The organism is Nocardia thraciensis (genome assembly GCF_054782435.1).
On the sequence record NZ_BAAGSM010000039.1, the window covers coordinates 52,616 to 76,317 of the forward strand.

Genomic DNA, 23,702 nt, shown 5'->3' on the forward strand with positions numbered 1-23,702 from the left:
CCCATGTGCTGGGACAGGTGATTTCGCCCTCGGCGCGGGCGCTCACGGTGCTGGGGGAGCGGCGGGCGGCGGCGCGGGCTGCCCACTGAAATAGGCGATTCCGGCGTCGATCAGCGGTTGGCCGCCTACGGCCAGAAAGCCTATTCCGGCACCGATCGCCGTGGTGGCGATAGGTATCGGGAAGAGAATGAGCCCTCCGAGCGCCAACCCGATCACCAGACCGATGCCGCCGCCGACCATCGCGCCGAAGGACGCGCGTTGCACCTCGGCGTTCCACCGTTCTTCCGCGGTCGGCTGGTGCTCGTCGATGGCACGGAGTTCGCCCGGCGACAGGTCGACCGGGTGCAGGGTGAGCTTTCTGCCCTGATCCTCGATGGTCGGTCGCAGGGCTACCTGCCGGTTCGCGGCGTGAACTGTCAAAGGCACCGTGGCGAACGGCAGGCCGTCGCGACCGATGAGGTCGACCGATTCCTTCGAGACAGCCAGGTCGAACCGACCGGCTTCCAGGGTGGTGACGACGCCGTCGCGCCCGGAGGTGAATCCGGTTGTGAAGCCGATGTCGTGATCTGTGCCGTGAATGGAGCGTGGTGTCTCGCTGTGCCGACTGTCTCTCGGCGTGGGTGTCGGCTCCGAATTGGCCGTCACCGAGGCGATCCCGGTCGCCGCGATCGCCACCAGCGAGGTCACGACAATTCTTTCGAGCCTCATGGCCGCATTCCTCCGTTACCCGCGCCGATCATGGCCCCGGCGGCGAATCCTGCCGCCCCCCAACCAGCGCAGGCGATCGGGGACAGCGGGGACAGGATGACCGTGGCGAGAGCGAACCCGCCCGCAACCGCGCAGCCGACGACCGCACCTTGGATTGCCCCGGCGACCGCTCCCGCGGCCACACTGTCCGCGCGACTCGGCGCCACGCCGACCGATCTCGCGAACTGGGAGATCTGTGCCTCCGGCCCCGCCGGGATCGAGTTGATCTGGTCGATCTGGTCGGGCGCCAGGAAGTCCGGCGCCGGAGTCGACAAGTCACCGGCACGCAGGATCCGCGGAGCCGGAACGATCGCGGCAACGGGCGGCGACGGCTCGGGCGCGTGTAACGCCTGGGGCTCGAGCGGAGCGACATAATCGCGCTGCGGGACCGAGCGGTATTGGGCGAAGTCGGTTTCCGGCGCTACACCGCGGCGGTCGTCCTGCGGCGCGACGTAGGACATCGGGGGCGGCGTCTTCGGCTGGGCAGGGGTGGTGACGCCGGGTTGGGTGGCGCCCGGACCCTGCTGTGGGGGAGCGGGGCTCGGCTGGTTGGGCGTGGTGACGCCGGGCTGTGGTGCGATGAATTGCGCCGGCGCCGCGTGTGCGATGGTGCTGCCGGTCGCTATGGCGGTCATCGGTACCACGCTGACCGCGGCGCGCAGGGCGATGCGTTGGGTTCTGGTCTGTCTTCGATGCTTCGCCATGCGAAGTCCCCCGTCTTCCTCATCTATCCGTAGATCGCCTGCGAGCGGCGGGAATTCGATGGCCCGGACGAGCCGCCGAAATCCTCCCCCCGAATGCGTTGCGTGATGCTACCGCATTCGGACGGAATGGACACCTCGGCGGAAAAGGCTCGAGGCCGGTGGCGGGCGTAGGCGCCCGGCACCGGCCTCGGGTGCGCGATCTACTGCCGGATCAGGGCAGGACCTGCGGGACCACGTCCGGGTTGGTGGCGCCGACCAGCGCGCCGATCAGGCCGCCGAGAATCGGGCCGCCGGATCCGGTCCAGAAGCCCACCGCGGAGCCGATTCCGGCGCCGAGGGCGGCGCCGTTCAGCACCGGGTCCGGGTACTGGGCATTGGGGTTGGTGGCGATGCCCTCGGACTCCAGCGGGACACCCGCCACGGGCGCCGCCTGCGGTGCGGCCTGTCCGGCGTCGGCGCTCGCGCCTCCGGCGAACACAACCGCGGCAGCGAGCGGCGCAGCGGTGACAGCGAGCGCCTTGACCAGGGTTTTCCGTACCATTCTCTCCACAACCTTTCCAGCCCTCGCCATTTGCGAGGGTCCAACGTGTGCTGCGACGGCCTGCTGCCGCCCGCAGCGCGAGCAGGCCCACAATCACCCCCGAGCACCGTTGACCGACGGTAGTGCGCGACAGCCGAATTCGCCTCTCGTGGGAACAGCCCTGCCGGGGCGGGTCACGCCAGCGCGGCCAGCGCCATCCGTCGCAGGATCGGGCGGGCCCGGCTGGCGAGCGCGGCGGACGCGCTGTGCGGAGTGGAGTTGATCAGGCCGAACGTCGCGTGCGCCTGCACCCGGGCGGTGGCCTCGGGGAGGTCGGGGTGCAACCGGCACAGCACGGACACCCACACCTCGACGTACTGCCGCTGCGTGCGGCGGACCTGGCGTTTGGCGGCCTCGGGCAGATTCTCCAGGTCCCGGTCCTGGATGCGGATGAGTTCCGGCTCGCCGAGGGCGAAGTCGAGGTGGAAGTCGATCAGCCGGGACAGCGCCGCGGCCGATGAATCGGATTGCGCGACAACGGTTCTGCCGCCCTCCAGCAGCCGCTGGCTGACCCCCGCCAGTAGCTCGACGAGCAGCGCCTCCTTGCTGGGGAAGTGCCGATAGACCGCCGGGCCGCTGATCCCGACGGCCGCGCCCAGGTCGTCGAGCCGCACACCGGGAAAGCCGCGGTCGGCAATCAGCCGTGCTCCCGCCTCCAGCAACTGCTCTCGGCGCTGCGCCTTGAGCTGCTCGCGGCGCGTGGGCGTGACCGAATCACTGCTGGTCAACGCGCCTCCTCTCGCCGGGGTGGACAACTCGGTTAATGGAGACTATCTTAAATTCCAGTTATTGGCGATTAACCGATCGGGCAGGATGGCGTGATGACGGTTGCGCGGGGCACGCGGGTGGAGGGCGCCAACCGGGCGGCCCACCTGGCGCTGGTGGAGGATCTGCGGTCGCGGTTGGCGGCGAGTGCGCTCGGCGGTCCGGCCAAGGCGCGCGAGCGGCACGTGGCCCGCGGGAAGTTGCTGCCGCGTGAGCGGGTCGATCAGCTGCTCGACACCGGCAGCCCGTTCCTGGAGCTGTCACCGCTGGCGGCGACCGGTATGTACGGCGACGACTGCCCGGGCGCGGGCGTCATCAGCGGGATCGGCCGGGTGTCCGGCCGCGAGTGCGTGATCGTCGCCAACGACGCCACCGTCAAGGGCGGCACCTACTACCCGGTCTCGGTCAAGAAGCATCTGCGCGCGCAGGAGGTGGCGCTGCAGAACCACCTGCCCTGCCTCTATCTCGTCGATTCCGGCGGCGCGTACCTGCCGCATCAGGACGAGGTCTTCCCGGACCGGGAGCATTTCGGCCGCATCTTCTACAACCAGGCGACCATGAGCGCCAAGGGAATCGCGCAGATTGCCGCGGTCATGGGGTCGTGCACGGCGGGCGGCGCGTACGTCCCGGCAATGAGCGACGAGGCTGTCATCGTGCGCGATCAGGGCACCATCTTCCTGGGCGGGCCGCCGCTGGTGAAGGCGGCCACCGGCGAGGTGGTGACGGCCGAGGAACTCGGCGGCGGCGAATTGCATTCGCGCACTTCCGGTGTCACCGACCATCTCGCCGACAGCGATCAGGACGCGCTGCGCATCGTGCGCCGCATCGTGAGCACGCTGGGGCCGCGGTCTGCGAGCCCGTGGGAGGTGGCGCCGCCGGTGGACCCCGTGGCGCCACAGTCGGAGCTCTACGACGTGGTGCCGGTGGATTCGCGCACGCCCTACGACGTGCGCGAGGTCATCGGCCGGATCGTCGACGGCGGCGAGTTCTCCGAGTTCAAACAGGAGTACGGTCGCACGCTGGTCACCGGGTTCGCCCGCATTCACGGCCATCCGGTCGGCATCGTCGCCAACAACGGCGTGCTGTTCAGCGAATCCGCGCTCAAGGGAGCGCATTTCATCGAGCTGTGCGACAAGCGATCGATCCCGCTGGTGTTCCTGCAGAACATCACCGGGTTCATGGTCGGCCGCGACTACGAGGCGGGCGGCATCGCCAAGAACGGCGCGAAGATGGTGACGGCGGTGGCGTGCGCCCGGGTGCCCAAGCTCACCGTGATCATCGGCGGCTCCTACGGCGCGGGCAACTACTCGATGTGCGGGCGCGCGTATTCGCCTCGGTTCCTGTGGATGTGGCCGAACGCGCGAATCTCGGTGATGGGCGGCGAGCAGGCCGCGTCGGTGCTGGCGACCGTGCGCGGCGATCAGCTCGGCGATGCCTGGAGTGCCGAGGAGCAGGAGGAGTTCAAGGCTCCGATACGGGAACAATATGAGCGCCAAGGCAATCCGTACTATTCGACAGCGCGGCTGTGGGACGACGGCGTGATCGACCCCGCCGACACCAGAACCGTGCTGGGGCTGGCGCTGTCGGCCTGCGCGCAGGCCCCACTCGAGCCCGTGTCCTACGGCGTATTCCGGATGTGATGACGATGCTGCAGAATTCGCCCGTCCCGTTCGACACCGTGCTGGTCGCCAACCGCGGCGAGATCGCGGTGCGGGTCATCCGGACGTTGCGCGCCATGGAGATTCGATCGGTCGCGGTGTACAGCGATGCCGATGTCGACGCCCGGCACGTACACGAGGCCGACACCGCGGTGCGCCTCGGACCGGCGGCGGCCCGGGAGAGCTATCTCGATATCGGCAAGGTCGTCGACGCCGCCGTGCGGACCGGGGCGCAAGCGGTGCATCCGGGGTACGGCTTCCTGTCGGAGAATCCGGCGTTCGCCGCGGCCCTCGCCGCGGCGGGCATCGTATTCCTGGGGCCGCCCGCCCGCGCGATCGAGATCATGGGCGACAAGATCGCCGCGAAGAACGCGGTCGCCGACTACGGCGTGCCGGTCGTGCCGGGGATCGCGCGGCCCGGCCTGACCGATGCCGAATTGCTCGACGCCGCAGCTGATATCGGATATCCGGTGCTGGTGAAGCCGTCCGCGGGCGGCGGCGGCAAGGGGATGCGGCTGGTGCACGCGCCCGAGCAGCTGCCCGACGCGCTGGCGAGCGCGCGGCGCGAGGCGGCGGCCGCCTTCGGTGACGACACCCTGTTCCTGGAGCGGTTCGTCACCCGGCCCCGGCACATCGAGGTGCAGATACTCGCCGACAAATTCGGTCAGGTGCTGCATCTGGGCGAGCGCGAGTGCAGCCTGCAGCGCCGCCATCAGAAGGTGATCGAGGAGGCGCCCTCGCCGTTGCTGGATGCCGATACCCGGGCGCGGATCGGCGCGGCGGCCTGCAGTACCGCGCGCAGTGTCGACTACGTGGGCGCCGGAACGGTGGAGTTCATCGTGTCAGCCGACCGGCCCGACGAGTTCTTCTTCATGGAGATGAACACCCGCCTACAGGTCGAGCATCCGGTGACCGAGCTGATCACCGGCGTGGACCTGGTGGAATGCCAGGTGCGGGTGGCGGCCGGGCAGAAGCTGGCGGTCGCACAGGAGGACATCCGGATGACGAGACACGCGGTCGAGGCCCGCGTGTACGCCGAGGATCCGGGGCGCGGCTTCCTGCCGACCGGCGGCACCGTGCTGGCGCTGTCGGAGCCGAACGGTGCTGGGGTGCGGGTGGATTCGGGTCTGCGGGCCGGATCGGTGGTCGGCAGCGACTACGACCCGATGCTGTCGAAGGTGATCGCCTACTCCGCCACCCGTGCCGACGCCATCGCCAAGCTCGACCGCGCGCTGGCCGACACCCTGGTGCTGGGAGTGCGGACGAATATCGACTTCCTGCGGTTCCTGCTGGCCGACGACGACGTGCTGGCGGGCCGGTTGGACACGGGCCTGCTGGATCGGCGGGCAGGGGACTTCCGTGCCGCACCGGTGACCGACGAGCAGTTCGTGGCGGCGGCGGTGTACCGGTGGCTGCGGCTGTGGCGATCGGGTACGCGGGACGTGTGGGGGACGCCGAGCGGCTGGCGGCTGGGTGCGCCGGCGCCCACCGTGCTGCGGCTGTCGGGAGCCGACCGGATCACCCACGTGTATCTCACGGGCAGCCCGCGCGCTGCCGAGGTCTGGCTTGACGAGTCCGAAAAGCGCTCTCTGACAGCCGAATTCGAAGCGAGCGACGTTTCGGTGGCTCTCGATGGGGTGCGCACCCGATTCCGTGTGGCCGAACACGACGGTCAGCTGTGGGTCGCCGGCGCGACCGGCGTCGCGGCCCTCCGGGAGGTCGCCGAGGAGAATGTGCGCGCGGGCGCGGAACAGGTGGGGGAGGCCGAGATCCGCAGCCCCATGCCCGGTTCGGTGATCGCGATCGCGGCGGCGCCGGGGGCCGCGGTAGCGGCGGGGGCGCCGATCGTGGTCGTCGAGGCGATGAAGATGGAACACACCCTCACCGCGCCGATCGCGGGAATCGTCGAACTGCTGGTCGACTCGGGAACGCAGGTCCAGGTCGACCAGGTACTCGCGCGCATCACGCCCGACGACACCCCTGATTCGAAGGAACCCCACGCATGACCGAATTCCTTTCCACCGGCACCGTTCCCGACGAATACCGCGAACTCGCGCTGACCGTCCGGGATTTCGCCCGTCAGGTAGTGGCGCCGGTCGCCGCGAAACACGATGCGGAGCACTCGTTCCCATACGAGGTGATCGCCGGGATGGCCGATATGGGGCTGTTCGGGCTGCCGTTCCCGGAAGAGTACGGCGGCATGGGCGGCGACTACTTCGCGCTCTGCCTGGCGCTGGAGGAACTCGGCAAGGTCGACCAGAGCGTAGCGATCACCCTGGAGGCGGGCGTCTCGCTGGGCGCCATGCCGGTCTACCGCTTCGGCAACGACACACAGCGGCAGGAGTGGTTGCCGCAGTTGACATCCGGTCGGGCGTTGGCGGCCTTCGGCCTCACCGAACCGGGCGCGGGCAGCGACGCGGGCGGCACCCGCACCACGGCCGTGCTCGACGGTGACGACTGGATCATCAACGGCAGCAAGCAGTTCATCACCAACTCCGGGACCGATATCACCCGGCTGGTGACGGTGACCGCCGTGACCGGGCAGACGGACGGCAAGAAGGAGATCTCCACCATTCTGGTGCCGACCGATACGCCGGGCTTCGTCGCCGAACCGGCCTACAACAAGGTCGGGTGGAACGCCTCCGACACCCACCCGCTGAGCCTCACCGATGTCCGTGTGCCGCAGGAGAATCTGCTCGGCGAGCGGGGGCGCGGATACGCGAACTTCCTGCGCATTCTGGACGAGGGCCGCATCGCGATCGCCGCGCTGTCGGTGGGGGCCGCGCAGGGCTGCGTGGACGAGAGCGTGCGGTACGCGCGGGAGCGCGAGGCGTTCGGGCAGGCGATCGGCCGCAATCAGGCGGTCGCGTTCAAGATCGCGCGCATGGAGGCGCGGGCGCACGCAGCGCGCACCGCCTACTACGACGCGGCGGCGCTGATGCTGGCGGGCAAGCCGTTCAAGAAGCAGGCCTCGATCGCGAAACTCGTCGCCAGCGAGGCGGCCATGGACAATTCCCGCGACGCCACCCAGATCTTCGGCGGCTACGGGTTCATGAACGAATATGTTGTCGCCCGGCATTACCGCGACAGCAAGATTCTGGAAATCGGCGAGGGCACCACCGAGGTGCAGTTGATGCTGATCGGACGGGAGCTGGGCCTGTGACGGAACCGATGCGCCGGGTGGTGCAGCGCGGCCTGTGGTACGAGGAATTCGAGACCGATGTGCTGTACGAGCACCGGCCGGGCCGCACCATTACCGAGGCCGACAATGTGCTGTTCACTACGCTGACCATGAATACCCAGGCGCTGCACTTGGACGCGGCCTTCGCGGATGCGCAGCCGCCTTTCCACCAGCGCCTCGTGAATTCGATGTTCACGCTGTCGACGCTGGTGGGACTGTCGGTGGCGCAGCTGACGCAGGGCACCATCGTGGCGAATCTGGGCTTTTCCGATATCGGCTTCCCGAAGCCGCTGTTCCACGGCGACACGCTGTACGCCGAGACCGTGGTCACCGAGAAGCGGGAGTCCAAGAGCCGCCCCGGGGAGGGGATCGTGACATTCGCGCACACCGGCCGCAATCAGCACGGCGATGTGGTGGCGACGGCGATCCGGCGGACGCTGGTGCGGAAGTGGGCGTCATGACCTGGGAAATGTCCGGCCCCGCGTGGTTGTTCTGCCCGGCCGACCGGCCGGAGCGCTACGAGAAGGCCGCGGCCGCGGCAGATGTGGTGATCCTGGACCTGGAAGACGGTGTGGCGCCGGCGGACAAGGCCGCCGCACGTCAGGCCCTGACCGCGACTCCGCTCGATCCCGAGCGCACCGTGGTCCGCGTGAACGCGGCCGGGACCGACGATCACGCTCTGGATCTGAAGGCGCTCGTCGGTACTCGCTACCGGCGCGTCATGCTGCCCAAATGCGAGACGGTCGAACAGGTTTCGAGCCTCACCGAGTGCGAGGTGATCGCGCTGTTCGAATCGCCGCTGGGCGCTCTGCGGGCCGGTGAGGTGATGCGGGTCGCCAATGTGGTCGGCGCGATGTGGGGTGCCGAGGATCTGGTCGCGGCGCTGGGCGGCAACTCGAGTCGGCACGCCGACGGCAGCTACCGCGATGTGGAGCGGCACGTGCGGTCGTCGGTGCTGCTGGCCGCCAAGGCGTACGGCAGGTTCGCGCTGGACTCGGTGTATCTCGACATACGCGACCTGGACGGGCTGCGCGCGGAAACCGACGACGCGGTGGCGGTGGGGTTCGATGCCAAGGTGGCCATCCACCCCAGCCAGGTGCCCGTGATCCGAGCGGCCTACGTGCCGTCGCCGGACGAAGTGGACTGGGCGCGCAGGCTGCTCGCCGAGGTGCCGAACAACCGCGGGGTATTCGCGTTCGAGGGACGCATGGTCGACGGTCCGATCGTGCGGCACGCCGAGCGCATCGTGCGCCGCGCCGAGCCGCCCGCACGGGGAAATTGACATCGTGGCCGCGCGGACGCATGCCGGTCGGCGAGAATTCCTGGTAGCCATCGCGTGCGCCGCGGTGCCGGTACGACGAATGCGTAGGGAGGTTCGTGATGGAGCCGCAATGGGTGCCGAGTGAGCAGGATATCGCCTGTGCGCGCGTCACGGATTTCGCGCGATTCGTGGCGGAACGAACCGGGGCGGAGTTTCCGAACTATTACTCCCTGTGGCAGTGGTCCGTGGACGATGTGCCCGGATTCTGGGGTGCGCTCTGGGAATACTTCGAGCTGGGCGAGCCGCCACAGCGCGTATTGGACAGCACGGAAATGCCTGGTGCGCAATGGTTTCCGGGGGTTCGCCTGAACTATGTCGATCAGGTGGTCCGGCACGCGCGATCGGATCGCCCGGCGATCGTGTACGCCGGTGAGGACGGCACGCTGACCGAGGTCTCGTGGGCCGAGTTGCTCGGCCGGACGGCGGCATTCGCCGGTGCGCTGCGTGCCCAGGGGGTCGAACCGGGCGACCGTGTCGTCGGCTACCTGCCCAATATCCCGGAGGCCGTCATCGCGTTTCTGGCGACGGCGAGCCTCGGAGCGATCTGGAGCGCCTGCGGCCAGGACTATTCGGCGAAGGCGGCGCTGGACCGGCTCGGGCAGCTCGAGCCCGTCGTGCTGGTGACCGCCGACGGATACCGCTACGGCGGCAAGGCGCACGACAAGACCGCGGATATCGCCGCCCTGCGTGCCGGATTGCCGACGGTGCGGGCGGCCGTGGTGGTGTCGCGACTCGGCGGCGAGGTGCCCAATTCGCTGGACTGGGCGCAGATCACCGAACCGATCGGCGTCGAGGTCGATACGGGGAAGGTCGATTTCGATCACCCGCTGTGGGTGCTGTACTCGTCGGGCACCACCGGGCTGCCCAAGGGTATCGTGCACGGTCACGGCGGCGTGGTCGTCGAGCATCTGAAGGCCGTTGCGCTGCAGTCGGATATCGGTCGCGACGACACATTCTTCTGGTACACCAGCCCGAGCTGGATGATGTGGAATTTCCAGATCGCCGGGCTGCTGGTCGGGGCGACCATCGTCTGCTACGACGGCAGTCCCGGATATCCCGCGCCGGATACGTTGTGGGACATCGCTGGTCGGACGCGGACCACCGTGCTCGGCAGCAGTCCGGGGTATGTGCTGGCGTGCATCAAGGCGGGCGTGGCGCCGCGACGCGACCACGATCTGTCGCTGTTGCGCACGGTCGGCATCACCGGTTCGTCGCTGCCGCCGTCGTCGGCACTGTGGTTGCGCGACAATGTCGGTGAGCGGGTGCAGGTGTCCTCGCTCAGCGGCGGGACCGATGTGGTGTCGGCATTCATCGGAGGCGCGCGCACGGTGCCGGTGTGGCCCGGTGAGCTGTCGGCGCCGTATCTGGGTGCGGCGGTGGACTCCTGGGACGAGCGGGGAAATCCGGTGCGCGGGGAGGTCGGCGAGCTGGTCCTGACCAAGCCGATGCCGTCGATGCCGGTGAAGTTCTGGAACGATCCGGACGGAAGCCGTTATCGCGGCGCCTATTTCGAGATGTTCCCGGGCGTGTGGCGGCACGGCGACTGGATCACGATCACCGATCACGGCAGCATCGTGGTGCACGGTCGGTCGGACTCCACGCTGAACCGGCAGGGCATCCGGATGGGCTCGGCGGATATCTACCAGGTGGTGGAGCGGCTTCCGGAGATCGCCGAGGCGCTGGTGATCGGCGCCGAGCAACCCGACGGCGGCTATTGGATGCCGCTGTTCGTGGTGCTCACCGAGGGCGTCGAGCTGACCTCCGAGCTGACCGAGCGGATCCGGAACACGATCCGCACCGAGGTCTCCCCGCGACACGTCCCCGACGAGATCATCGTCGCCCCGGGCATCCCGCACACCCGCACCGGCAAGAAGCTGGAGGTCCCGATCAAGCGCCTCTTCCAGGGCGCCGACCCCTCCCGCGTGGTGGAACGCACCGCGGTGGACAACCCGGCCCTCCTGGACTGGTACGCGGACGCACGCCCTGCCCAGGACCGCGAGCAGCCCTGACGCGGAACCGCGGTGGGAGGCGGCTCCACACCGGGAGTTCGGCGGGCTCGCCCGATGTGAGGCGGCCGTCGACCAGGCGGTAGACCGCTCTCGCGGCGCGACGAACATGGGTCCATCCTGTCGCGGAGCGCCGCGCGGGCCTCGCGCGTGCGGACCGAACCCGGCCCTGCCGACGGTGGGCGGGCGATTACGCCTCTCGATGGATGCCGCGCAGGTAACCGCGCATAAGCTGGCAGGCGTGCACCGCTCGCCGCTGACCCCTGTCTTCGCCGCGCTGCAGCTCGGGTTGCACGCGCTGATGGTGGCGCTGACGGCGGTGGTCGCGGGTCGCGCGCTGGCGCCCGGCGGTGAGCACCGGTGGGGCGTGATCACGCTGGCGGTGCTGTTCCTGCTCACCTACTTCGCCGGTGTCGCACTGCGTGGGCGGCCCGTGGCGGCCCGGGTGTGGCTGGGGCTGCTGACCGTGCTGTGGCTGGGGCTGGTGGCGGTCGAGCCCTACGCGATCTACCTCGTCTTCGGGCTGTTCTTCCTGTATCTGCATCTGCTGCCGCGGTTCTGGGGCGCGGTCGCGGTCGCGGTGGCCACCGTGGTGTCCGTGGTCGGTTTCGCGCTGCACCAGGGGTGGTCGATCGGCGGCGTGGTGGGGCCGGTGCTGGGCGCGCTGGTCGCCCTCGCGATCGGTCTGGGGTATCGCGCGCTGTTCCAGGAGGCCGCCGACCGGCAGCGGCTGATCGACGAATTGCTCGCCGCCCGAGCAACTCTCGCCGAGCAGGAGCGGACGGCGGGCAAGCTGGCCGAGCGACAGCGGCTGGCACAGGAGATCCACGACACCGTGGCGCAGGGGCTGTCCAGCATCCAGCTGCTGCTGCACGCCGCGGAGCGTTCCGGACCGGACCATCCTGCGCTGGAACAGATTCGACTTGCCCGCGATACCGCCGCTGACAGTCTCGCCGAGACCCGCCAGCTCATCGCCGAACTCACCCCGGCGGTGCTGGAGGGCCAGTCGCTGACCGGGGCGCTGGAGCGAATTGCCGAGCGCGCCAACGCTCCCGGACTGCGCGCCCAGGTGCTGGTGGAGGGCGCGCCGGAACGGCTGCCGATGCCGATCGAGGCCGCGCTGGTGCGGGTGGCCCAGGGCGCGGTATCCAATGTGGTCCGGCACGCCCGGGCGGATCGGATGCGGATCACGCTCACCTACGCCGACGATGCGGTGCATCTCGATGTGGTCGACGACGGAATCGGTATCGACCCTGCGGTTTTCGCGCGTGGCACGTTCGGGCTCGCGGCCATGCGCAGTCGAGTCGAGGAGCGGGGCGGCGGCATGAACGTGGAATCCGAGCCCGGTCACACCGCCGTCACCGTCACGTTCCCGCTGGAGGATTCGCCATGATCGGCCTGCTGCTCGCCGACGACCACGCCATCGTCCGCGCCGGGTTGCGCGCCCTGCTCGACTCCGGCGAGGACATCGACGTGCTCGGCGAGGCCGCGACCGCGGAGGAGGCCGTCGCCTTCTGTACCACCACCGAGGTCGACCTGGTGCTGATGGATCTGCGCTTCGGCGCGGGCAAATCGGGCGTGGACGCCACGATTGCGTTGCGCGCCTTGCCGAATCCGCCGAACGTGCTGGTGGTCACCAACTACGACACCGATGCCGATATCCTCGGCGCCATCGAGGCCGGGTCCTGCGGCTACATCTTGAAGGACACCCCGCCCGCCGAACTGCTGGCGGCGGTGCGCGGCGCGGCGGCGGGGGAGAGCGTGCTCTCGCCGTCGGTCGCGTCCCGGCTGATGACCCGGGTCCGCAAGCCCGACACCACCCTGAGCCCGCGGGAGATCGAGGTGCTGCGGCTGGTCGCCGACGGGCACTCCAACCGCGAGATCGGCAAGCGGTTGTTCCTCAGCGAGACGACCGTGAAATCCCATCTGGTGCATATCTATTCGAAGCTGGAGGTGAAGTCGCGAACGTCGGCGGTCGCCCGAGCGCGAGAACACGGGGCGATCTGATTCCGGCGCGGCGTCTCGTCAATTCGCGGCCGTCCCCTCACTCGGCGTGGCCGCCTCGCCCTTCCGGTCCGGCTCCTCGTTTCCGGCGTGCCGCCCTCCTCGTTTCCGGCGTGCCGCCTTCCTCGTTTCCGGCGTGCTTGTGGCCGGAATCCACGCTCCTCGCCGTACGCTGATCGGCATGGCCTCTATCACCGATCCTCAGGTGCGCGAATTCCTGTCCTACGGCACGCGCACGGGCAAGCTCGCGTTCGTGGCCACCGACGGGCGGCCGGTCATCAACCCGGTCTGGTTCGTCCTCGAAGGTGACGAGCTGGTCTTCAACACCGGCAAGAACACGGCGAAGGGCAAGGCGATCGCCCGCGATCCGCGCCTGGCGCTGTGTGTCGATCTGGACGCACCGCCGTTCGCGTATCTGCAGGTGCAGGGCATCGCCACCGTCTCCGAGGACCTCGACGAGCTGGTGCGCACCGCCACCGCCATCGCGGGCCGGTACATGGGCGCCGACCGGGCCGAGGAGTTCGGCAAGCGCAACGGGGTGCCGGGGGAACTGGTGGTCCGCCTCCGGCCCACCAAGATCCTCGGCGGATTCGATATGACGGGGTAGCTCAGGTCGTCTCGTCGGCCAGCCGCTGCAGGTAGGCGGCGAATCGGCGGCGATCGTCGGCGTCCCACGCGGCGGTGAGTTCGTCGAAACGGCGCCGCTGCCACTCCCGGGAGGCGGCGAGCAGGTCACGGCCGCGGTCGGTCAGGTCGAGGACCACGCGGCGGCGATCGTGTGCCGAATCGGCTCGGCGCAGGTATCCGGCCGCGACCGTCTCGCGCACGATGCGGCTGGCGCCGGAGTGGTCGAGGCCGAGCTGGGTGGCGACGGTCGTGACGGTCGCCTCCTCGGCCGTGCCCCGCGCGGCCACCGCCTCGACGGCCTGGATGTACTGGACGCGCCGCGTATCGCCGTCCGGTGCGCCCGGGTCGAGCGCGCGGTTGACCCAGCGCCGGGACCAGAAGCGGACCAGGCGGAACAGGGCGGGCCCGCCGTCGGGGGTGTCGGAGGGGCGATTCACGAGGCTCAATTTACCGGCGGGGTTCCGGTGTACCTGGAAGTGCGTGCGTTCCGCATGTATATTTGCGTGCGTATTGCATGTATACCGATCCGGGCCGGGATGTCGTGACAGCTCCTCGGTGGCTCGGAGCAGGAGGGTCTCATGTCCATTGTTCTCAACCACACCATCGTCCCGTCCACCGATAAGCACGCGGCCGCAACGTTTTTCGCGGAGCTGGTGGGATTGTCGGTGGGCTCCCCGGTAGGGCCGTTCGTTCCGGTGGCTGTCAACGACGACCTGACTCTCGACTACGACCAGCGCGGCCGGGTCGAACCGGGGCACTACGCCTTCCTGGTCGACGACGCCACCTTCGACGCCGTCATGGACCGACTGGCGCGGTGGCCCGCCGTGGACTACGGATCGAGTCCGGAGTTCGGCTGGGACCGCAAGATCAACCATCTGGGCGGGGGCCGGGGCGTTTACGTCCGCGATCCTGACGGTCACAGTTACGAGCTGTTCACGGCGGTCCCGTGAATCGGCTGGATTTGTCGAGACGGGGTGCGGGAACCTGGTTTTGCTTGCCGGTGGGTGCGGCCGGGAGCTAGTGTTCTCGCTGGTACGGGGGGCTTGCCTGACCGCTCATCGAGGATTTTCGGTAGCGCGGCTGAGGAGGGGGAGTATGGCGTTCGGCGTTGATTCCGGTGGGTGGCGGGGATTGCTCGGTCAGGCCAGTGCCGGGCGGCTCCTGTTGGACCCGGAGGTGGGCGCGGGCCTGGACAAGGCCTGCGACCGGCACATCGACAAGCTGTGCGAGGTGCTGGACGAAGTGCCGAGTATCAGCCGTATCACGGGGTTCGGGAGCTTCGAGTCCAGTCGGGTGCTGGAGCGGAAGTTCTCCCTGACCGCGTCGGGGAGCGATCGTGCGCTCGATGCCGTGGTACGCCAGCACCTGATCGTCGTCCGGGCCGTGAAAGAGATTGTGGCCAAGGCGATTGCGAACTTCGTCGCGCAGGATCAGGCCATCGTCGCCCGGATCTCCGCGACGGAGCGGGCGAGATGAGTTATGCGGAATATCGCACCCGCGTGACCGATGCTCAGGAGCGGTGGGGTGTCGAGCGGGAGCGGATACACCAGTGCCAGAGCCAGACTGGTTTCGCCGGCCAGTTGCAGCCGCCGCACATTGTTTCGCCTGACGGCTACGACCACCTGACCCTCGAGCAGATGACGAGCGCCGTCTCGGCCATGCGCCCCGGCCTCGTCGACGATGCGTACCGGACCTGGGATGGTATCTCGCAGAAACTGGCCCTGGCGTTCTCGAACTTCACCGCCGAGTTCGAGCGCACGATCGGCGGCCCGAACGGCTCCGGAGCCTGGGCCGGTGCGGCGGCCTCGGCGGCGGTGGACGCGGTCGGGCGCTATCGCGACGAGTCGATGCCGCTGGCGGAGGCCGCGCAGGCGATCGGCCTGAAGCTGCGGGAACTGCGGACCGGCCTCGAGGAGACCCGGCTGCTGATGCCGGGCGCCACCGAGGCGGTCGACGTCACCGGGAGGGTGCTGCCGAGGAATGGCGTCATGAAGGCGGGCGATCACGACCGGACCGAGGCCGAGGAGGAGGCGCGGCGGATCCTCCGGACGGTGTACGCGCAGGTCGCGGGCCAGGTCGATGCCGGAATGCCGTACCTGCCCGCCGCGCCCGAGATCGCCGCCGGTACGGGCGGATCGGTGGTTCGACGAAGATCGTCCGAGGGGGTTGTGGAGCAGTCGCAGCGAAACTGCGGTATCGACCCGGCCACTGTGGACCAGATTGTCGCCCGGCCGGATCCGACATCGAGCCCGGTCCGAAATGCTGGACCAGCAGCGGTATCCGGGTCGCCTACCCCGACGACCCCGGCAGGATTCGGTCCGACGTCCGAGCCCACTGCTCTGGCTGACCGAGGCGTCGATTGTGGCGCAGGGGATTTCGGACGATCCGGCGCTGCGGATCGCTCTCGAGACTCGAGCGAGCCGAGCGGTATGCGGGATGGTGCCAGCCCGCCGGCCGGGGCCGTTCGGCCCCGTGGTTCGGGTCCGCCGAGTGGTGCCGGTGTGCCCGGCGGTTCGGGTCGATCGGGCGGTGCCAGTGTGCCCGGCGGTTCGGGTCCGTCGAGCGGTTCCGGTATGTCGGGTGGTTTCGGCCGTCCAGGTGGTTTCAGCCACCCCGGTGGCTGGGGTCAGCTGGGCGGTTCAGGTCCGTCGGGTGGTCTCGGTCGGTCGGGTGGTGCCGGTGTGCCGGTTGAGTCTCGATGGTCTGGTGGCTCGAGTGGTTCGGGTTGGTTCGGTGGGGTGGGTGAATCGAGTGGGGCCGGTGGTTCCGATCGGGCGGGCGGCGCCAGCGGCGCCGGTCGGCAGGGCGGCGCCGGTGGGTTCGGTGGCGTAGGTGGGTGGGGTGGTGTCGGTGGATTCGGTGGCTCGACCGGGGCAGGCGGCTCCGGGCGCAGTGTGCAGGGTGGCGCCCCGGTTGGGAACGTGCCGCCGTCGGAGATCGGTTCCGGCTGCGTGGGGCCCGTTAGACCAGGCGTAGCCGGCGCGCCGGGTGTGGGTGCGCTCGCGAGTAAGGCCGTTGTCGACGACAAGGAGCGCAAAGGGGCGCCCGAGTACCTGGTTACCCGGGAGCACGGCGACGAGGTGACGGGCTTGCGCTCCGTGGAGCAGGTGGCTCCCGAGACGGAAGGTGGGGGCTGTGGCCAGCAGCGGGATTAGATTCACCGGACTCGAGTTCGAAATCCTCTGGGCCGCATACGGTCGCGACCGCCTTCCGTATCCGCTGTCTCACCGCACCGGCATCGGGGATTTCGACGAATTGAAGCGTGAGCGCGAGGGCGCCGTGCGGAGCCTGCTGGACAAGTACGCGGAGGAGATCGAGCACGCGCTCACGGTGCTGCTCGAGCCCGATGCTCGCATCGAGTCGAAAGGTTTTGGCGGACATGGCCTATCCCGTGTGTATCGGTTTCACGGCGCGGTTCGAGGCCGAGCCGGGGTGACTTTGGTCCAGGAGCCCGGCGCCACCCCCGACGCCGGCGGTGCCGTGACTGTGACCTGTTGCGCCGCAAACACACTCGCCCCGCTGACCGTCGCCGCACTACCGCGGACGGATCCAGGTGAGCGATCCCCGCTGGAGCTGCGCCGCGAAGAGATCACCGCGGACCGAGAACGCTGCCTCCGCCGCACCCACGAACTCAGCCTCACCGACCAACTCGACCGAATCTTCAAACGCCCGCGCCGCGCACTCGGCGAAATCACCGTCTACCCCGGCCCGGCCCTCGACGCCCGCCCCGCCTTCGGCCGAGGCTTCTGGTGGATGGACTACCCAGACGGCCGGTACTACGTCGAAACCGGCGACCCGATTATCGCCAGACCCATAACGCCACCCGCCCTCACAGCCGAGATCCATCACCGCACCACCCTCACCCAGCGCTACTACCGCGAGGACCATCCCCACGACGACCATCTCGGCTTTTGCCCCTGACGCGACCACCTCTCCACCCCGCCACCCGGCCGGTAGGCTGCGCGCGTGGCGTGGTTCTTCATTGTCGTCGGGGCGCTGATGGTCCTGTTCGCGCTGTTCGTCAATCCGAGCAAGTGGTGGCGGACGACGGCGGGCTGGCAGTACAAGAAGCCGGAGGCGAATGAGCCGAGCGAGGCGGGGTCCGCGGCTCGATGGGTGGCGATCGGGATCGCGGGGATCGCGCTGATCGGAGTCGGGCTGTGGTTCAACTACAACACGAGCGGGGGCGTGTCGGGGAAGTCAACCCTCGTCCCGCGGTGGATAGGGTGGCCCAGATGCTGGGCGCGTCCACGGGTACAACCGTTACGCTCGGGCCTCCGACTCAGGACATCGCCGCGCCGCCACCGGCACAGAATTGGCTCCCCGTCCCTTTCAGTGTTTCCGATCTCTACGGCCGTATCCGACGGACGCTGTTGAGTCCTACTGGGGCCAGCCCGGGTAGGCGGGCAATGTGACCGGGCGTTCCATACGCACAGAGTGCATACCGCCGCCCAACGCGGCTCCCCTTCTCGCTTTCGATTCGTCCTCCTGCGAGGGCGGGGGAAACAGGCTGTACCCCCAGGTGCGACACGGGGTCGTCTCGGCAGGGTCCGAGTCCACAACATTCAATGCATTCGTGAACTTCATCCGCCAGCCGTCGAAGATATCGACGGATGGCCCCTGCCAGCGCAACGCGTCCTCGGATGCAGATGACACCGGCGCAGTCTGATGGATCACCGGCGTCGGTATCGTCTTGCTGCGCTTATTCGTCCTGAACTCGATGCGAGTCTTCTGAATTGATCCTACGGTCCATGTCACGTAGTTGACCTTCCCGGGCTCGTAGACGACGGGAAACCTGGCAGAGGCGCCGCGCAATTGGAGGCAGACCTCGGCATCGAATCCGTCGCGTTGGGAAGTCAGCGACAACAGCCTCCAATGCAATGTGCCGACCAGATCTGCATCCCGGAGGTTGGTGCTCAGCGCCTTGCCTACATTGCGCCCATCGTCCTCGACCGGAACTCGCAGGGGTCTCCAATATGCGTAATCGGGTTTCGTGGCGTTCGCGATGAACTCCGATTCGGCTGCTCCACGTGCGAGTAAGCCTTGGTCGCCGAGCAGGTCGAGACCGGGCTCCGCACTCCACACCGACGTCGCCTCCGCCAGTGCGGAGGGCGCCGCATACGGATACGGCTTCTGGGCCGAACTCGACTCGGACTGTTCGTCGGCGCAAGACCCCGCCGTGATCACGGTTACGGAAACGAGGCCGAGGAGTAGTGCTCGACGGCTGCGTCGCGACGTATCGGGCCACAGGGTTCGTATCACGGTAGATTTTCGGCTCATCGCGTCGTGGACCATTTATTGTATTTCTGGCGCTCGAGTTCATCGGTGGTCAGCCTCTTGATCTCCTGCTGGCCATCCATGGTTCCGTTCGAGATAATGCGCTGATAGATCTGAGCTGCCTGATTTCCGTTGTTCACATAATTCTGCTGCCCTTCGGCACTGACGCCGTAGTGGGAAAGGATGCCTGGGATGGAATTATCCAGTATGCCCGCCGACTCGGGAGTATCGGCCGCCGATATGTAGGGCTTCACCGATACCGAGCCATCGGGGGACGTAATCAGCATATTGTCGTAGACCGGTCCGGGCAGCATGCCCGAATTGATCTGGCCGGATTCCACGAGCTGAGCAAGCATGTTGTAGCGTTGCGCACCAATTGTTCCGGACTGTTGGAGATTGTAGTTATCACCGATCTTGACGCTTGGTGTCTTGTCGCCGTAGTCGGGGTCAACGCTGGTGAGGTCGTTCTTGTAGTACTCGGACACTGCTTGGACCACGGGACCGCCGAGCCCACCGGCCGGTCCGGCCATGCCCGCCATGCCGATCAGGTTCTGCCCGACGCCGTAAGCGGCAGCGCGCTGATCGGATTGTGCCTTCGCGCTGTCGGTTTCGTTCAGGTTCAGATCGGCGACGCTGGCGTTGATCCCGGCATCCACTACGCCGCGCAACCGGCCTGAATAATGCCCGAGGTCGACCTGTTCTTGGCCGGTACCGATCGCGCCCTCGGCGAACCGCCTGTCGATCTGCTCGGCGGCTGCCAACGCCGATCCGTTCATCGTCGCGCCTGCCTCGTTGTCTCCGTCGAAGACGCTGAAGAGCCGAGTGGCCTCTACCGGACCGAGGCTCTCGGCTGGGAAGCCGTGGGTGCCGGTGACATCGGCAGGCGTGCCGACGATATCGCCGACGAAAGGCGACAGACCTGTTGCGATTCCCCGCACCGCAAGCGGATTGACCTGGGCAAACGACTTGCCGTCCTGGTCGGGCATGTTCAGCAGGGACTCGTAGACGTTGGCCCCGTTTCCGGCCTTGGTAGTCGACATCAGCTCGGAGAGAGCACCTGCCGCTTGTCCGGCATGTTCGGCTCGGGCTGGATCGGAACTGTGTGCGTCCTCGTAGGTCCATCTGGCCACCGAGCCCAGTGCTGCGCCGTCGTCATTCCACTCGTGGGTCAGCAGGGTACCGACGGTGGTGTCGCGGTCGTACGGATGCCAAGACTGCCCTGGCGTGTCCTTGCCGAACAGTTCCTCGCTGCCGACGCCGGTAAGCAGCGCGTAGTTGGAGTCCTTGTTGCGGGACGCGGCGGCGAGGAGGTCACTCGCGCTGTTCTCGGTGTGCTGCTCGGATTCTGTATCACGAAGTTTGGTGCCTTCGAAATCACCGTATCCGCCGTTGTCGACGATCCAAGCCTGGTGCGCCGCTTGGCGTCCCAGCTCCACGCCGAATCTGTCGCCCGGTTGATACTGCCCGCCCGCACCATTGACGAAGTCCGCGAACTTGTCCATGTCCGCGGTATAGTCCTTGATCGCACTTCGTTCGTCGATCTTGGGTCCGAAGAAGCCTGCGCGGTAGTCGTCGGGGAGATTGCTCGTGTTGGAGTCTGGTGCGCCGCCGATGTTCGGCCGTGTCCCGACGAACTCGCGGATCTCGGGATTCAACTTGTCGAATCCACCCTTGTCCTGGATCTTGCCCTGCGGGTCGCGGGTTACGAGGTTCTCGTTCGAGACGGTCATCATTCCGTTGGCAAGGTATGAACGCAGTTCCATTGCCTGCTTGGAATTGTCGGCCTTCAACGTCTCCGACAGCGTGAGCAGGCCGTCTCGTCCCGACTTGTCGTACAGGTTCGTCAGGTAGTCCATCGACGACTGCGGGATGGTGACGTCGCCACCGTTCTGCAGGGTCTGCAATTCTTCGTCCGTCAGCCCGGTGGCTTCGAGGTGCTCGAGGATCCGCTGCCGCTCCTCGTCGGAGAGCTTGCCGTCGGCGATGGTTTCGCCGTCCTCCTTGCCCTGCTCTGCGGTCAGCTGTTTGGTCGGATCCAGTTTGCCGGGGGCCTCGACAGCGACCGTGGTGACGCCGCCGCTGTTCTGGAAGGCGTTCTGGATGTGCGTGCCAGCGGTCTCGACCGCGGTGCCGAGTTCGTTGAGCGCCGTCTTGATCGGAGGCTCCAGAGTGTCCTTGCCGTACTTACGGAGCGCGGCGAGGGCGGCCGTCTGGTCGTTCTTGTCCTCGGAGGAGGATTGAGCGGCGATCTTGGCGCCCTCGCTCGGCTCGACGGCGCCGTCCTCGGCGACCTCGTACTTGGCGTTGACGGCGTTCGTAATAGCTTGTGTCGCAGCGGTTTTTGCACGCCAGATGGCGTCGCGGTCGCCGGAGACGGTGGTGATGGCGGTCTGGAGCTCGCCGGTGAACGTCCTGCCCGCGGTGACGGCCTGCTGGGTGGTTTCGCGGGCCCGGTCGCCCGTCTTGCCGGTCCAGAAGGACTGGGACTGGTTGTAGTCGTTGCCCGCCTTGTCCAGGCCCGTGGTGATGGTGTCGTGCGCCGTTTGCCACTCCTTGATGAGAGCGTCCAAGGCGTTCGGATCACATTGTTCCGCTTGAGATTTCGTTGCGGCAGCCATAACCGCGCCCCCCTTCTCCGCTACTGCCCGGTGCCGAGGCGGTCGAACTCGCGAGCCTTTGCCTCATCGATCCGAAGGAATTTCGATCGATCCGAAGGAATTTCGCCGCCACCGTGACGGTGTTGTCCCCGATCGTTTCCAGTACCTTACCGAGGTCCTGGACGGCCGTGGTCGCGGCGGTGCTGGCCGTGCCGCACGCCTGTCCGATCTGGAATCCCGGGAACCCCGCCGCGACCGCCGCCGACGCTTCGCCTGTCTTGACAGCCTTGATGTCCGTCGCATATGTCTTCACATTGCGTGCCAGCACGGCCGCATCCCTGCCGTCGATCTTCAGTGTTTCACTCAGTGGGTCGGCCATGGCCGGGGATCCTACGGGGGTGAGCGAGGCTGACTCAACGCGTCGGCAAGGGCGCGGGTCGGCCGAACAGTCAGAGCGAGGAGAACTGCATGACGGGCGGCGGTCTGGATCCGATGCAGGACAACACCCGCAAGCTGGTGGAGGCGTTGACCACCGCTCGCTCGCGGGCCCAGTCCGGAGACGGCTTTCTGGCCGTGGAGGCCTGCGCGGACGGGCAGGTTTTCGTCCGGATCGACGATCGGGCGCTGCGGTACGGAGGTTCGGCCATCGCCGCCGAACTCACCAGATTGGCGGGGCAGGCCCTGTCCGACGCTCGTGCCGGGGTGCGGGAAGCGACGGCTGCGTTTCGTTCCGACCCGCGTATCGCCGCGGCCGTCGAGGCGACCGAGGACGCGATGGGGCAGCCGCTGAGCACGGGTTATCACGAGCCCGCGCAACAGCCGAGTTGGCCGCAGCAGTCCTCGTCGCGGAGGCAGGAGGTCTACGACCCGTACGACGACGAGGAGTACGACCCTTACTACCAGCGTAAATCCTGGCTGGTGGACTGAGGGCGGGTCGAGACGGGCGCGCGCATACACTCCCCGCATGACCGTGCATTTCGTCGGGGCGGGGCCCGGGGCAGCGGATCTGTTGACCGTGCGGGCGGTGACCCTGTTGCGGGAGTCGGCGGTTTGCCTGTACGCGGGGACCTATCTTGATCCGGGGGTGCTGGGGCACTGTGCGCCGGGGTCCGAGTTGGTCGATACGCAGGATCTCGACCTCGATCAGATCGTCGAGCATTGTGCGCGGGCGCATGCGGAAGGTAAGGACGTGACGCGCCTGTGTTCCGGTGATCCATCGATATATTCCGCGCTGACCGAGCAGACTCGACGACTGGATGCGCGGAACATCCCGTGGGATGTCACGCCGGGCGTCCCGGCCTATGCCGCCGCGGCCGCGCTGCTGGGTACCGAGCTGACCGTTCCGGAACTGGTGCAGTCGGTGGTGCTGACCCGCACCCAGGCTCGCTCGACCGCCATGCCCGACACCGAGGCGCTGGCCGAGTTCGCGCGCACCCGGGCCTCCCTGGTGCTGCATCTGGCGATCACCCGCGTCCGCCCGCTCGCCGCCGAGCTGTCGGCCGAGTACGGCGCCGACTGCCCGGCGGCCGTCGTCTATCGCGCCAGCCAGCCCGAGGAACTGGTCCTGCGCGGCACGCTCGCCGATATCGCGGATCAGGTGGAGGCCGCGGGACTGCGGCAGGCCGCGGTGATCCTGGTCGGCCGCGCCCTGGAGCAAGCCGGAGGCTGTGCACAGTCACACCTCTACGACCCCGCGCGTGACCGCAGGCCACGGGCGTCCGAGCCCGCTCCGGTCCACCGCCCGCCGCGGTGAGCGCACGGTAGTGCCGCGCTTCCCGGTCGCCTCGGCGCCGAGGGTGATCTCCGTCATCGCTTACGGCCGAAAGCCTCGAATCCCCCCGATCGGGCAGGCCTGTACGCCTCGTCAGGCGGACCGCGAACCGGTACGGTAAGTTCTTTCATCCTGCCCTGTCAGGCAGGACGCGAACGGTCCGCAAGGTCCGAGACGAACGAACTCCCATGATGCTCAACGGCTATGACCCTTTTTTGGTCAGGTAGCCGGAGTGGGCGGTAGATTGGTCCGGTGGTCAGCAGTGAGGTTCAGCGAGTGGATTATCCGTGCGCGGCGGGTGTGGTCGGTTCCATGTAACAAGATCGGCCTGGCCGACGGATAGATCCTACGAACATTTTTGTCTGATTGAGTTCGAAGTGAGCCCCGAGCGCCGGACGCCACGCTGAAACAGGTGAGCGTCCGCGTCGGTGTGCCATCGGGGAGCGCTGCACGGCGCTCCGGAA

General features: G+C 67.9%; 23 protein-coding genes. 15 read left to right on the forward strand and 8 right to left on the reverse strand.

Going from position 1 to position 23,702, the window contains the following annotated elements; genetic code table 11:
* Nucleotides 1-42: 42 nt before the first annotated feature.
* The 4 genes from ACYVLQ_RS25270 to ACYVLQ_RS25285 all read right to left on the reverse strand — a co-directional run bounded on the left by ACYVLQ_RS25270 (nucleotide 43) and on the right by ACYVLQ_RS25285 (nucleotide 2,759).
* Nucleotides 43-708: a hypothetical protein gene (locus ACYVLQ_RS25270; protein ID WP_460700009.1), complete on the reverse strand. Its 666-nt coding sequence runs from the start codon at nucleotides 706-708 to the stop codon at nucleotides 43-45.
* Nucleotides 705-1,451 carry a hypothetical protein gene (locus tag ACYVLQ_RS25275; protein ID WP_460700010.1) on the reverse strand — a complete coding sequence of 249 codons (747 nt, stop codon included), beginning with the start codon at nucleotides 1,449-1,451 and terminating at the stop codon, nucleotides 705-707. Before ACYVLQ_RS25275 ends, ACYVLQ_RS25270 begins: the two co-directional genes overlap by 4 nt.
* 211 nt (nucleotides 1,452-1,662) lie before the next feature.
* The gene (locus ACYVLQ_RS25280; protein ID WP_460700011.1) at nucleotides 1,663-1,992 is read right to left on the reverse strand and encodes a hypothetical protein; all 330 of its coding nucleotides are present in this window, start codon (nucleotides 1,990-1,992) and stop codon (nucleotides 1,663-1,665) included.
* Between the two features lie 173 nt (nucleotides 1,993-2,165).
* Nucleotides 2,166-2,759 carry an SACE_7040 family transcriptional regulator gene (locus tag ACYVLQ_RS25285; protein WP_460700012.1) on the reverse strand — a complete coding sequence of 198 codons (594 nt, stop codon included), beginning with the start codon at nucleotides 2,757-2,759 and terminating at the stop codon, nucleotides 2,166-2,168.
* Nucleotides 2,760-2,852: 93 nt separating this feature from the next.
* Here ACYVLQ_RS25285 and ACYVLQ_RS25290 point away from each other — a divergent pair, with 93 nt between their 5' ends.
* From ACYVLQ_RS25290 to ACYVLQ_RS25330, 9 genes are all read left to right on the forward strand, one after another.
* Entirely contained in the window at nucleotides 2,853-4,436 is a 1,584-nt protein-coding gene (locus ACYVLQ_RS25290; RefSeq protein ID WP_460700013.1) for a carboxyl transferase domain-containing protein, read from the forward strand.
* A 5-nt stretch (nucleotides 4,437-4,441) separates the two neighbouring features.
* Entirely contained in the window at nucleotides 4,442-6,460 is a 2,019-nt protein-coding gene (locus ACYVLQ_RS25295) for an acetyl/propionyl/methylcrotonyl-CoA carboxylase subunit alpha (RefSeq protein WP_460700184.1), read from the forward strand.
* Nucleotides 6,457-7,617 carry an acyl-CoA dehydrogenase family protein gene (locus ACYVLQ_RS25300; RefSeq protein ID WP_460700014.1) on the forward strand — a complete coding sequence of 387 codons (1,161 nt, stop codon included), beginning with the start codon at nucleotides 6,457-6,459 and terminating at the stop codon, nucleotides 7,615-7,617. Before ACYVLQ_RS25295 ends, ACYVLQ_RS25300 begins: the two co-directional genes overlap by 4 nt.
* Nucleotides 7,618-7,625: 8 nt before the next feature.
* The gene (locus ACYVLQ_RS25305; protein WP_460700185.1) at nucleotides 7,626-8,096 is read left to right on the forward strand and encodes a MaoC family dehydratase; all 471 of its coding nucleotides are present in this window, start codon (nucleotides 7,626-7,628) and stop codon (nucleotides 8,094-8,096) included.
* Nucleotides 8,093-8,917 (forward strand): HpcH/HpaI aldolase/citrate lyase family protein, encoded by an 825-nt coding sequence (locus tag ACYVLQ_RS25310; RefSeq protein WP_460700015.1) that lies wholly within the window; start codon nucleotides 8,093-8,095, stop codon nucleotides 8,915-8,917. The genes ACYVLQ_RS25305 and ACYVLQ_RS25310 overlap by 4 nt, the downstream gene beginning before the upstream one ends.
* A gap of 98 nt (nucleotides 8,918-9,015) precedes the next feature.
* Complete coding sequence (locus tag ACYVLQ_RS25315; RefSeq protein WP_460700016.1) at nucleotides 9,016-10,965, forward strand: acetoacetate--CoA ligase; 1,950 nt, start codon at nucleotides 9,016-9,018, stop codon at nucleotides 10,963-10,965.
* Nucleotides 10,966-11,203: 238 nt separating this feature from the next.
* Nucleotides 11,204-12,355: a sensor histidine kinase gene (locus tag ACYVLQ_RS25320; RefSeq protein WP_460700017.1), complete on the forward strand. Its 1,152-nt coding sequence runs from the start codon at nucleotides 11,204-11,206 to the stop codon at nucleotides 12,353-12,355.
* A complete protein-coding gene (locus ACYVLQ_RS25325) occupies nucleotides 12,352-12,969 on the forward strand; it encodes a LuxR C-terminal-related transcriptional regulator (protein ID WP_460700018.1) in 618 nt (205 codons plus the stop codon). Before ACYVLQ_RS25320 ends, ACYVLQ_RS25325 begins: the two co-directional genes overlap by 4 nt.
* Before the next feature lie 178 nt (nucleotides 12,970-13,147).
* Nucleotides 13,148-13,573: a PPOX class F420-dependent oxidoreductase gene (locus ACYVLQ_RS25330; protein WP_460700019.1), complete on the forward strand. Its 426-nt coding sequence runs from the start codon at nucleotides 13,148-13,150 to the stop codon at nucleotides 13,571-13,573.
* Between the two features lies 1 nt (nucleotide 13,574).
* Here the strand turns inward: ACYVLQ_RS25330 and ACYVLQ_RS25335 are convergent, their stop codons facing one another.
* Complete coding sequence (locus ACYVLQ_RS25335) at nucleotides 13,575-14,030, reverse strand: MarR family winged helix-turn-helix transcriptional regulator (RefSeq protein WP_460700020.1); 456 nt, start codon at nucleotides 14,028-14,030, stop codon at nucleotides 13,575-13,577.
* Nucleotides 14,031-14,171: 141 nt separating this feature from the next.
* On the opposite strand from ACYVLQ_RS25335, the gene ACYVLQ_RS25340 reads away from it, so the two are divergent.
* The 4 genes from ACYVLQ_RS25340 (at nucleotide 14,172) to ACYVLQ_RS25355 (ending at nucleotide 17,514) form a co-directional block, all read left to right on the forward strand.
* On the forward strand, nucleotides 14,172-14,543 hold the full coding sequence (locus tag ACYVLQ_RS25340; protein ID WP_460700021.1) for a VOC family protein: 372 nt from the start codon (nucleotides 14,172-14,174) through the stop codon (nucleotides 14,541-14,543).
* A 145-nt stretch (nucleotides 14,544-14,688) separates the two neighbouring features.
* The gene (locus ACYVLQ_RS25345; protein WP_460700022.1) at nucleotides 14,689-15,069 is read left to right on the forward strand and encodes a hypothetical protein; all 381 of its coding nucleotides are present in this window, start codon (nucleotides 14,689-14,691) and stop codon (nucleotides 15,067-15,069) included.
* On the forward strand, nucleotides 15,066-16,748 hold the full coding sequence (locus ACYVLQ_RS25350; protein ID WP_460700023.1) for a hypothetical protein: 1,683 nt from the start codon (nucleotides 15,066-15,068) through the stop codon (nucleotides 16,746-16,748). Before ACYVLQ_RS25345 ends, ACYVLQ_RS25350 begins: the two co-directional genes overlap by 4 nt.
* Nucleotides 16,729-17,514: an ESX secretion-associated protein EspG gene (locus ACYVLQ_RS25355; RefSeq protein WP_460700024.1), complete on the forward strand. Its 786-nt coding sequence runs from the start codon at nucleotides 16,729-16,731 to the stop codon at nucleotides 17,512-17,514. Before ACYVLQ_RS25350 ends, ACYVLQ_RS25355 begins: the two co-directional genes overlap by 20 nt.
* 459 nt (nucleotides 17,515-17,973) lie before the next feature.
* Here ACYVLQ_RS25355 and ACYVLQ_RS25360 read toward each other — a convergent pair whose 3' ends face one another.
* The 3 genes from ACYVLQ_RS25360 to ACYVLQ_RS25370 form a co-directional block, all read right to left on the reverse strand.
* Nucleotides 17,974-18,780, reverse strand: coding sequence for a hypothetical protein (locus tag ACYVLQ_RS25360; protein ID WP_460700025.1), 807 nt, complete (start codon nucleotides 18,778-18,780; stop codon nucleotides 17,974-17,976).
* Between the two features lie 89 nt (nucleotides 18,781-18,869).
* A complete protein-coding gene (locus ACYVLQ_RS25365) occupies nucleotides 18,870-21,488 on the reverse strand; it encodes a TPR repeat region-containing protein (RefSeq protein WP_460700026.1) in 2,619 nt (872 codons plus the stop codon).
* Nucleotides 21,451-21,846: a hypothetical protein gene (locus ACYVLQ_RS25370; protein ID WP_460700027.1), complete on the reverse strand. Its 396-nt coding sequence runs from the start codon at nucleotides 21,844-21,846 to the stop codon at nucleotides 21,451-21,453. The genes ACYVLQ_RS25365 and ACYVLQ_RS25370 overlap by 38 nt, the downstream gene beginning before the upstream one ends.
* An 89-nt stretch (nucleotides 21,847-21,935) precedes the next feature.
* On the opposite strand from ACYVLQ_RS25370, the gene ACYVLQ_RS25375 reads away from it, so the two are divergent.
* Nucleotides 21,936-22,394 (forward strand): hypothetical protein, encoded by a 459-nt coding sequence (locus tag ACYVLQ_RS25375; protein WP_460700028.1) that lies wholly within the window; start codon nucleotides 21,936-21,938, stop codon nucleotides 22,392-22,394.
* Nucleotides 22,395-22,431: 37 nt separating this feature from the next.
* Nucleotides 22,432-23,220, forward strand: a complete 789-nt coding sequence (cobM, locus tag ACYVLQ_RS25380) for a precorrin-4 C(11)-methyltransferase (protein ID WP_460700029.1) — start codon at nucleotides 22,432-22,434, stop codon at nucleotides 23,218-23,220.
* The last annotated feature ends 482 nt before the right edge of the window (nucleotides 23,221-23,702 follow it).

Coding starts and splice junctions, on each gene's coding strand:
- ACYVLQ_RS25270 (WP_460700009.1), bottom strand. CDS start 708: ATGAGGCTCGAAAGAATTGTCGTGACCTCGCTGGTGGCGATCGCGGCG.
- ACYVLQ_RS25275 (WP_460700010.1), bottom strand. CDS start 1,451: ATGGCGAAGCATCGAAGACAGACCAGAACCCAACGCATCGCCCTGCGC.
- ACYVLQ_RS25280 (WP_460700011.1), bottom strand. CDS start 1,992: ATGGTACGGAAAACCCTGGTCAAGGCGCTCGCTGTCACCGCTGCGCCG.
- ACYVLQ_RS25290 (WP_460700013.1), top strand. CDS start 2,853: ATGACGGTTGCGCGGGGCACGCGGGTGGAGGGCGCCAACCGGGCGGCC.
- ACYVLQ_RS25295 (WP_460700184.1), top strand. CDS start 4,442: ATGCTGCAGAATTCGCCCGTCCCGTTCGACACCGTGCTGGTCGCCAAC.
- ACYVLQ_RS25300 (WP_460700014.1), top strand. CDS start 6,457: ATGACCGAATTCCTTTCCACCGGCACCGTTCCCGACGAATACCGCGAA.
- ACYVLQ_RS25305 (WP_460700185.1), top strand. CDS start 7,626: ATGCGCCGGGTGGTGCAGCGCGGCCTGTGGTACGAGGAATTCGAGACC.
- ACYVLQ_RS25310 (WP_460700015.1), top strand. CDS start 8,093: ATGACCTGGGAAATGTCCGGCCCCGCGTGGTTGTTCTGCCCGGCCGAC.
- ACYVLQ_RS25315 (WP_460700016.1), top strand. CDS start 9,016: ATGGAGCCGCAATGGGTGCCGAGTGAGCAGGATATCGCCTGTGCGCGC.
- ACYVLQ_RS25325 (WP_460700018.1), top strand. CDS start 12,352: ATGATCGGCCTGCTGCTCGCCGACGACCACGCCATCGTCCGCGCCGGG.
- ACYVLQ_RS25330 (WP_460700019.1), top strand. CDS start 13,148: ATGGCCTCTATCACCGATCCTCAGGTGCGCGAATTCCTGTCCTACGGC.
- ACYVLQ_RS25340 (WP_460700021.1), top strand. CDS start 14,172: ATGTCCATTGTTCTCAACCACACCATCGTCCCGTCCACCGATAAGCAC.
- ACYVLQ_RS25345 (WP_460700022.1), top strand. CDS start 14,689: ATGGCGTTCGGCGTTGATTCCGGTGGGTGGCGGGGATTGCTCGGTCAG.
- ACYVLQ_RS25350 (WP_460700023.1), top strand. CDS start 15,066: ATGAGTTATGCGGAATATCGCACCCGCGTGACCGATGCTCAGGAGCGG.
- ACYVLQ_RS25365 (WP_460700026.1), bottom strand. CDS start 21,488: ATGGCTGCCGCAACGAAATCTCAAGCGGAACAATGTGATCCGAACGCC.
- ACYVLQ_RS25370 (WP_460700027.1), bottom strand. CDS start 21,846: ATGGCCGACCCACTGAGTGAAACACTGAAGATCGACGGCAGGGATGCG.
- ACYVLQ_RS25375 (WP_460700028.1), top strand. CDS start 21,936: ATGACGGGCGGCGGTCTGGATCCGATGCAGGACAACACCCGCAAGCTG.
- cobM (WP_460700029.1), top strand. CDS start 22,432: ATGACCGTGCATTTCGTCGGGGCGGGGCCCGGGGCAGCGGATCTGTTG.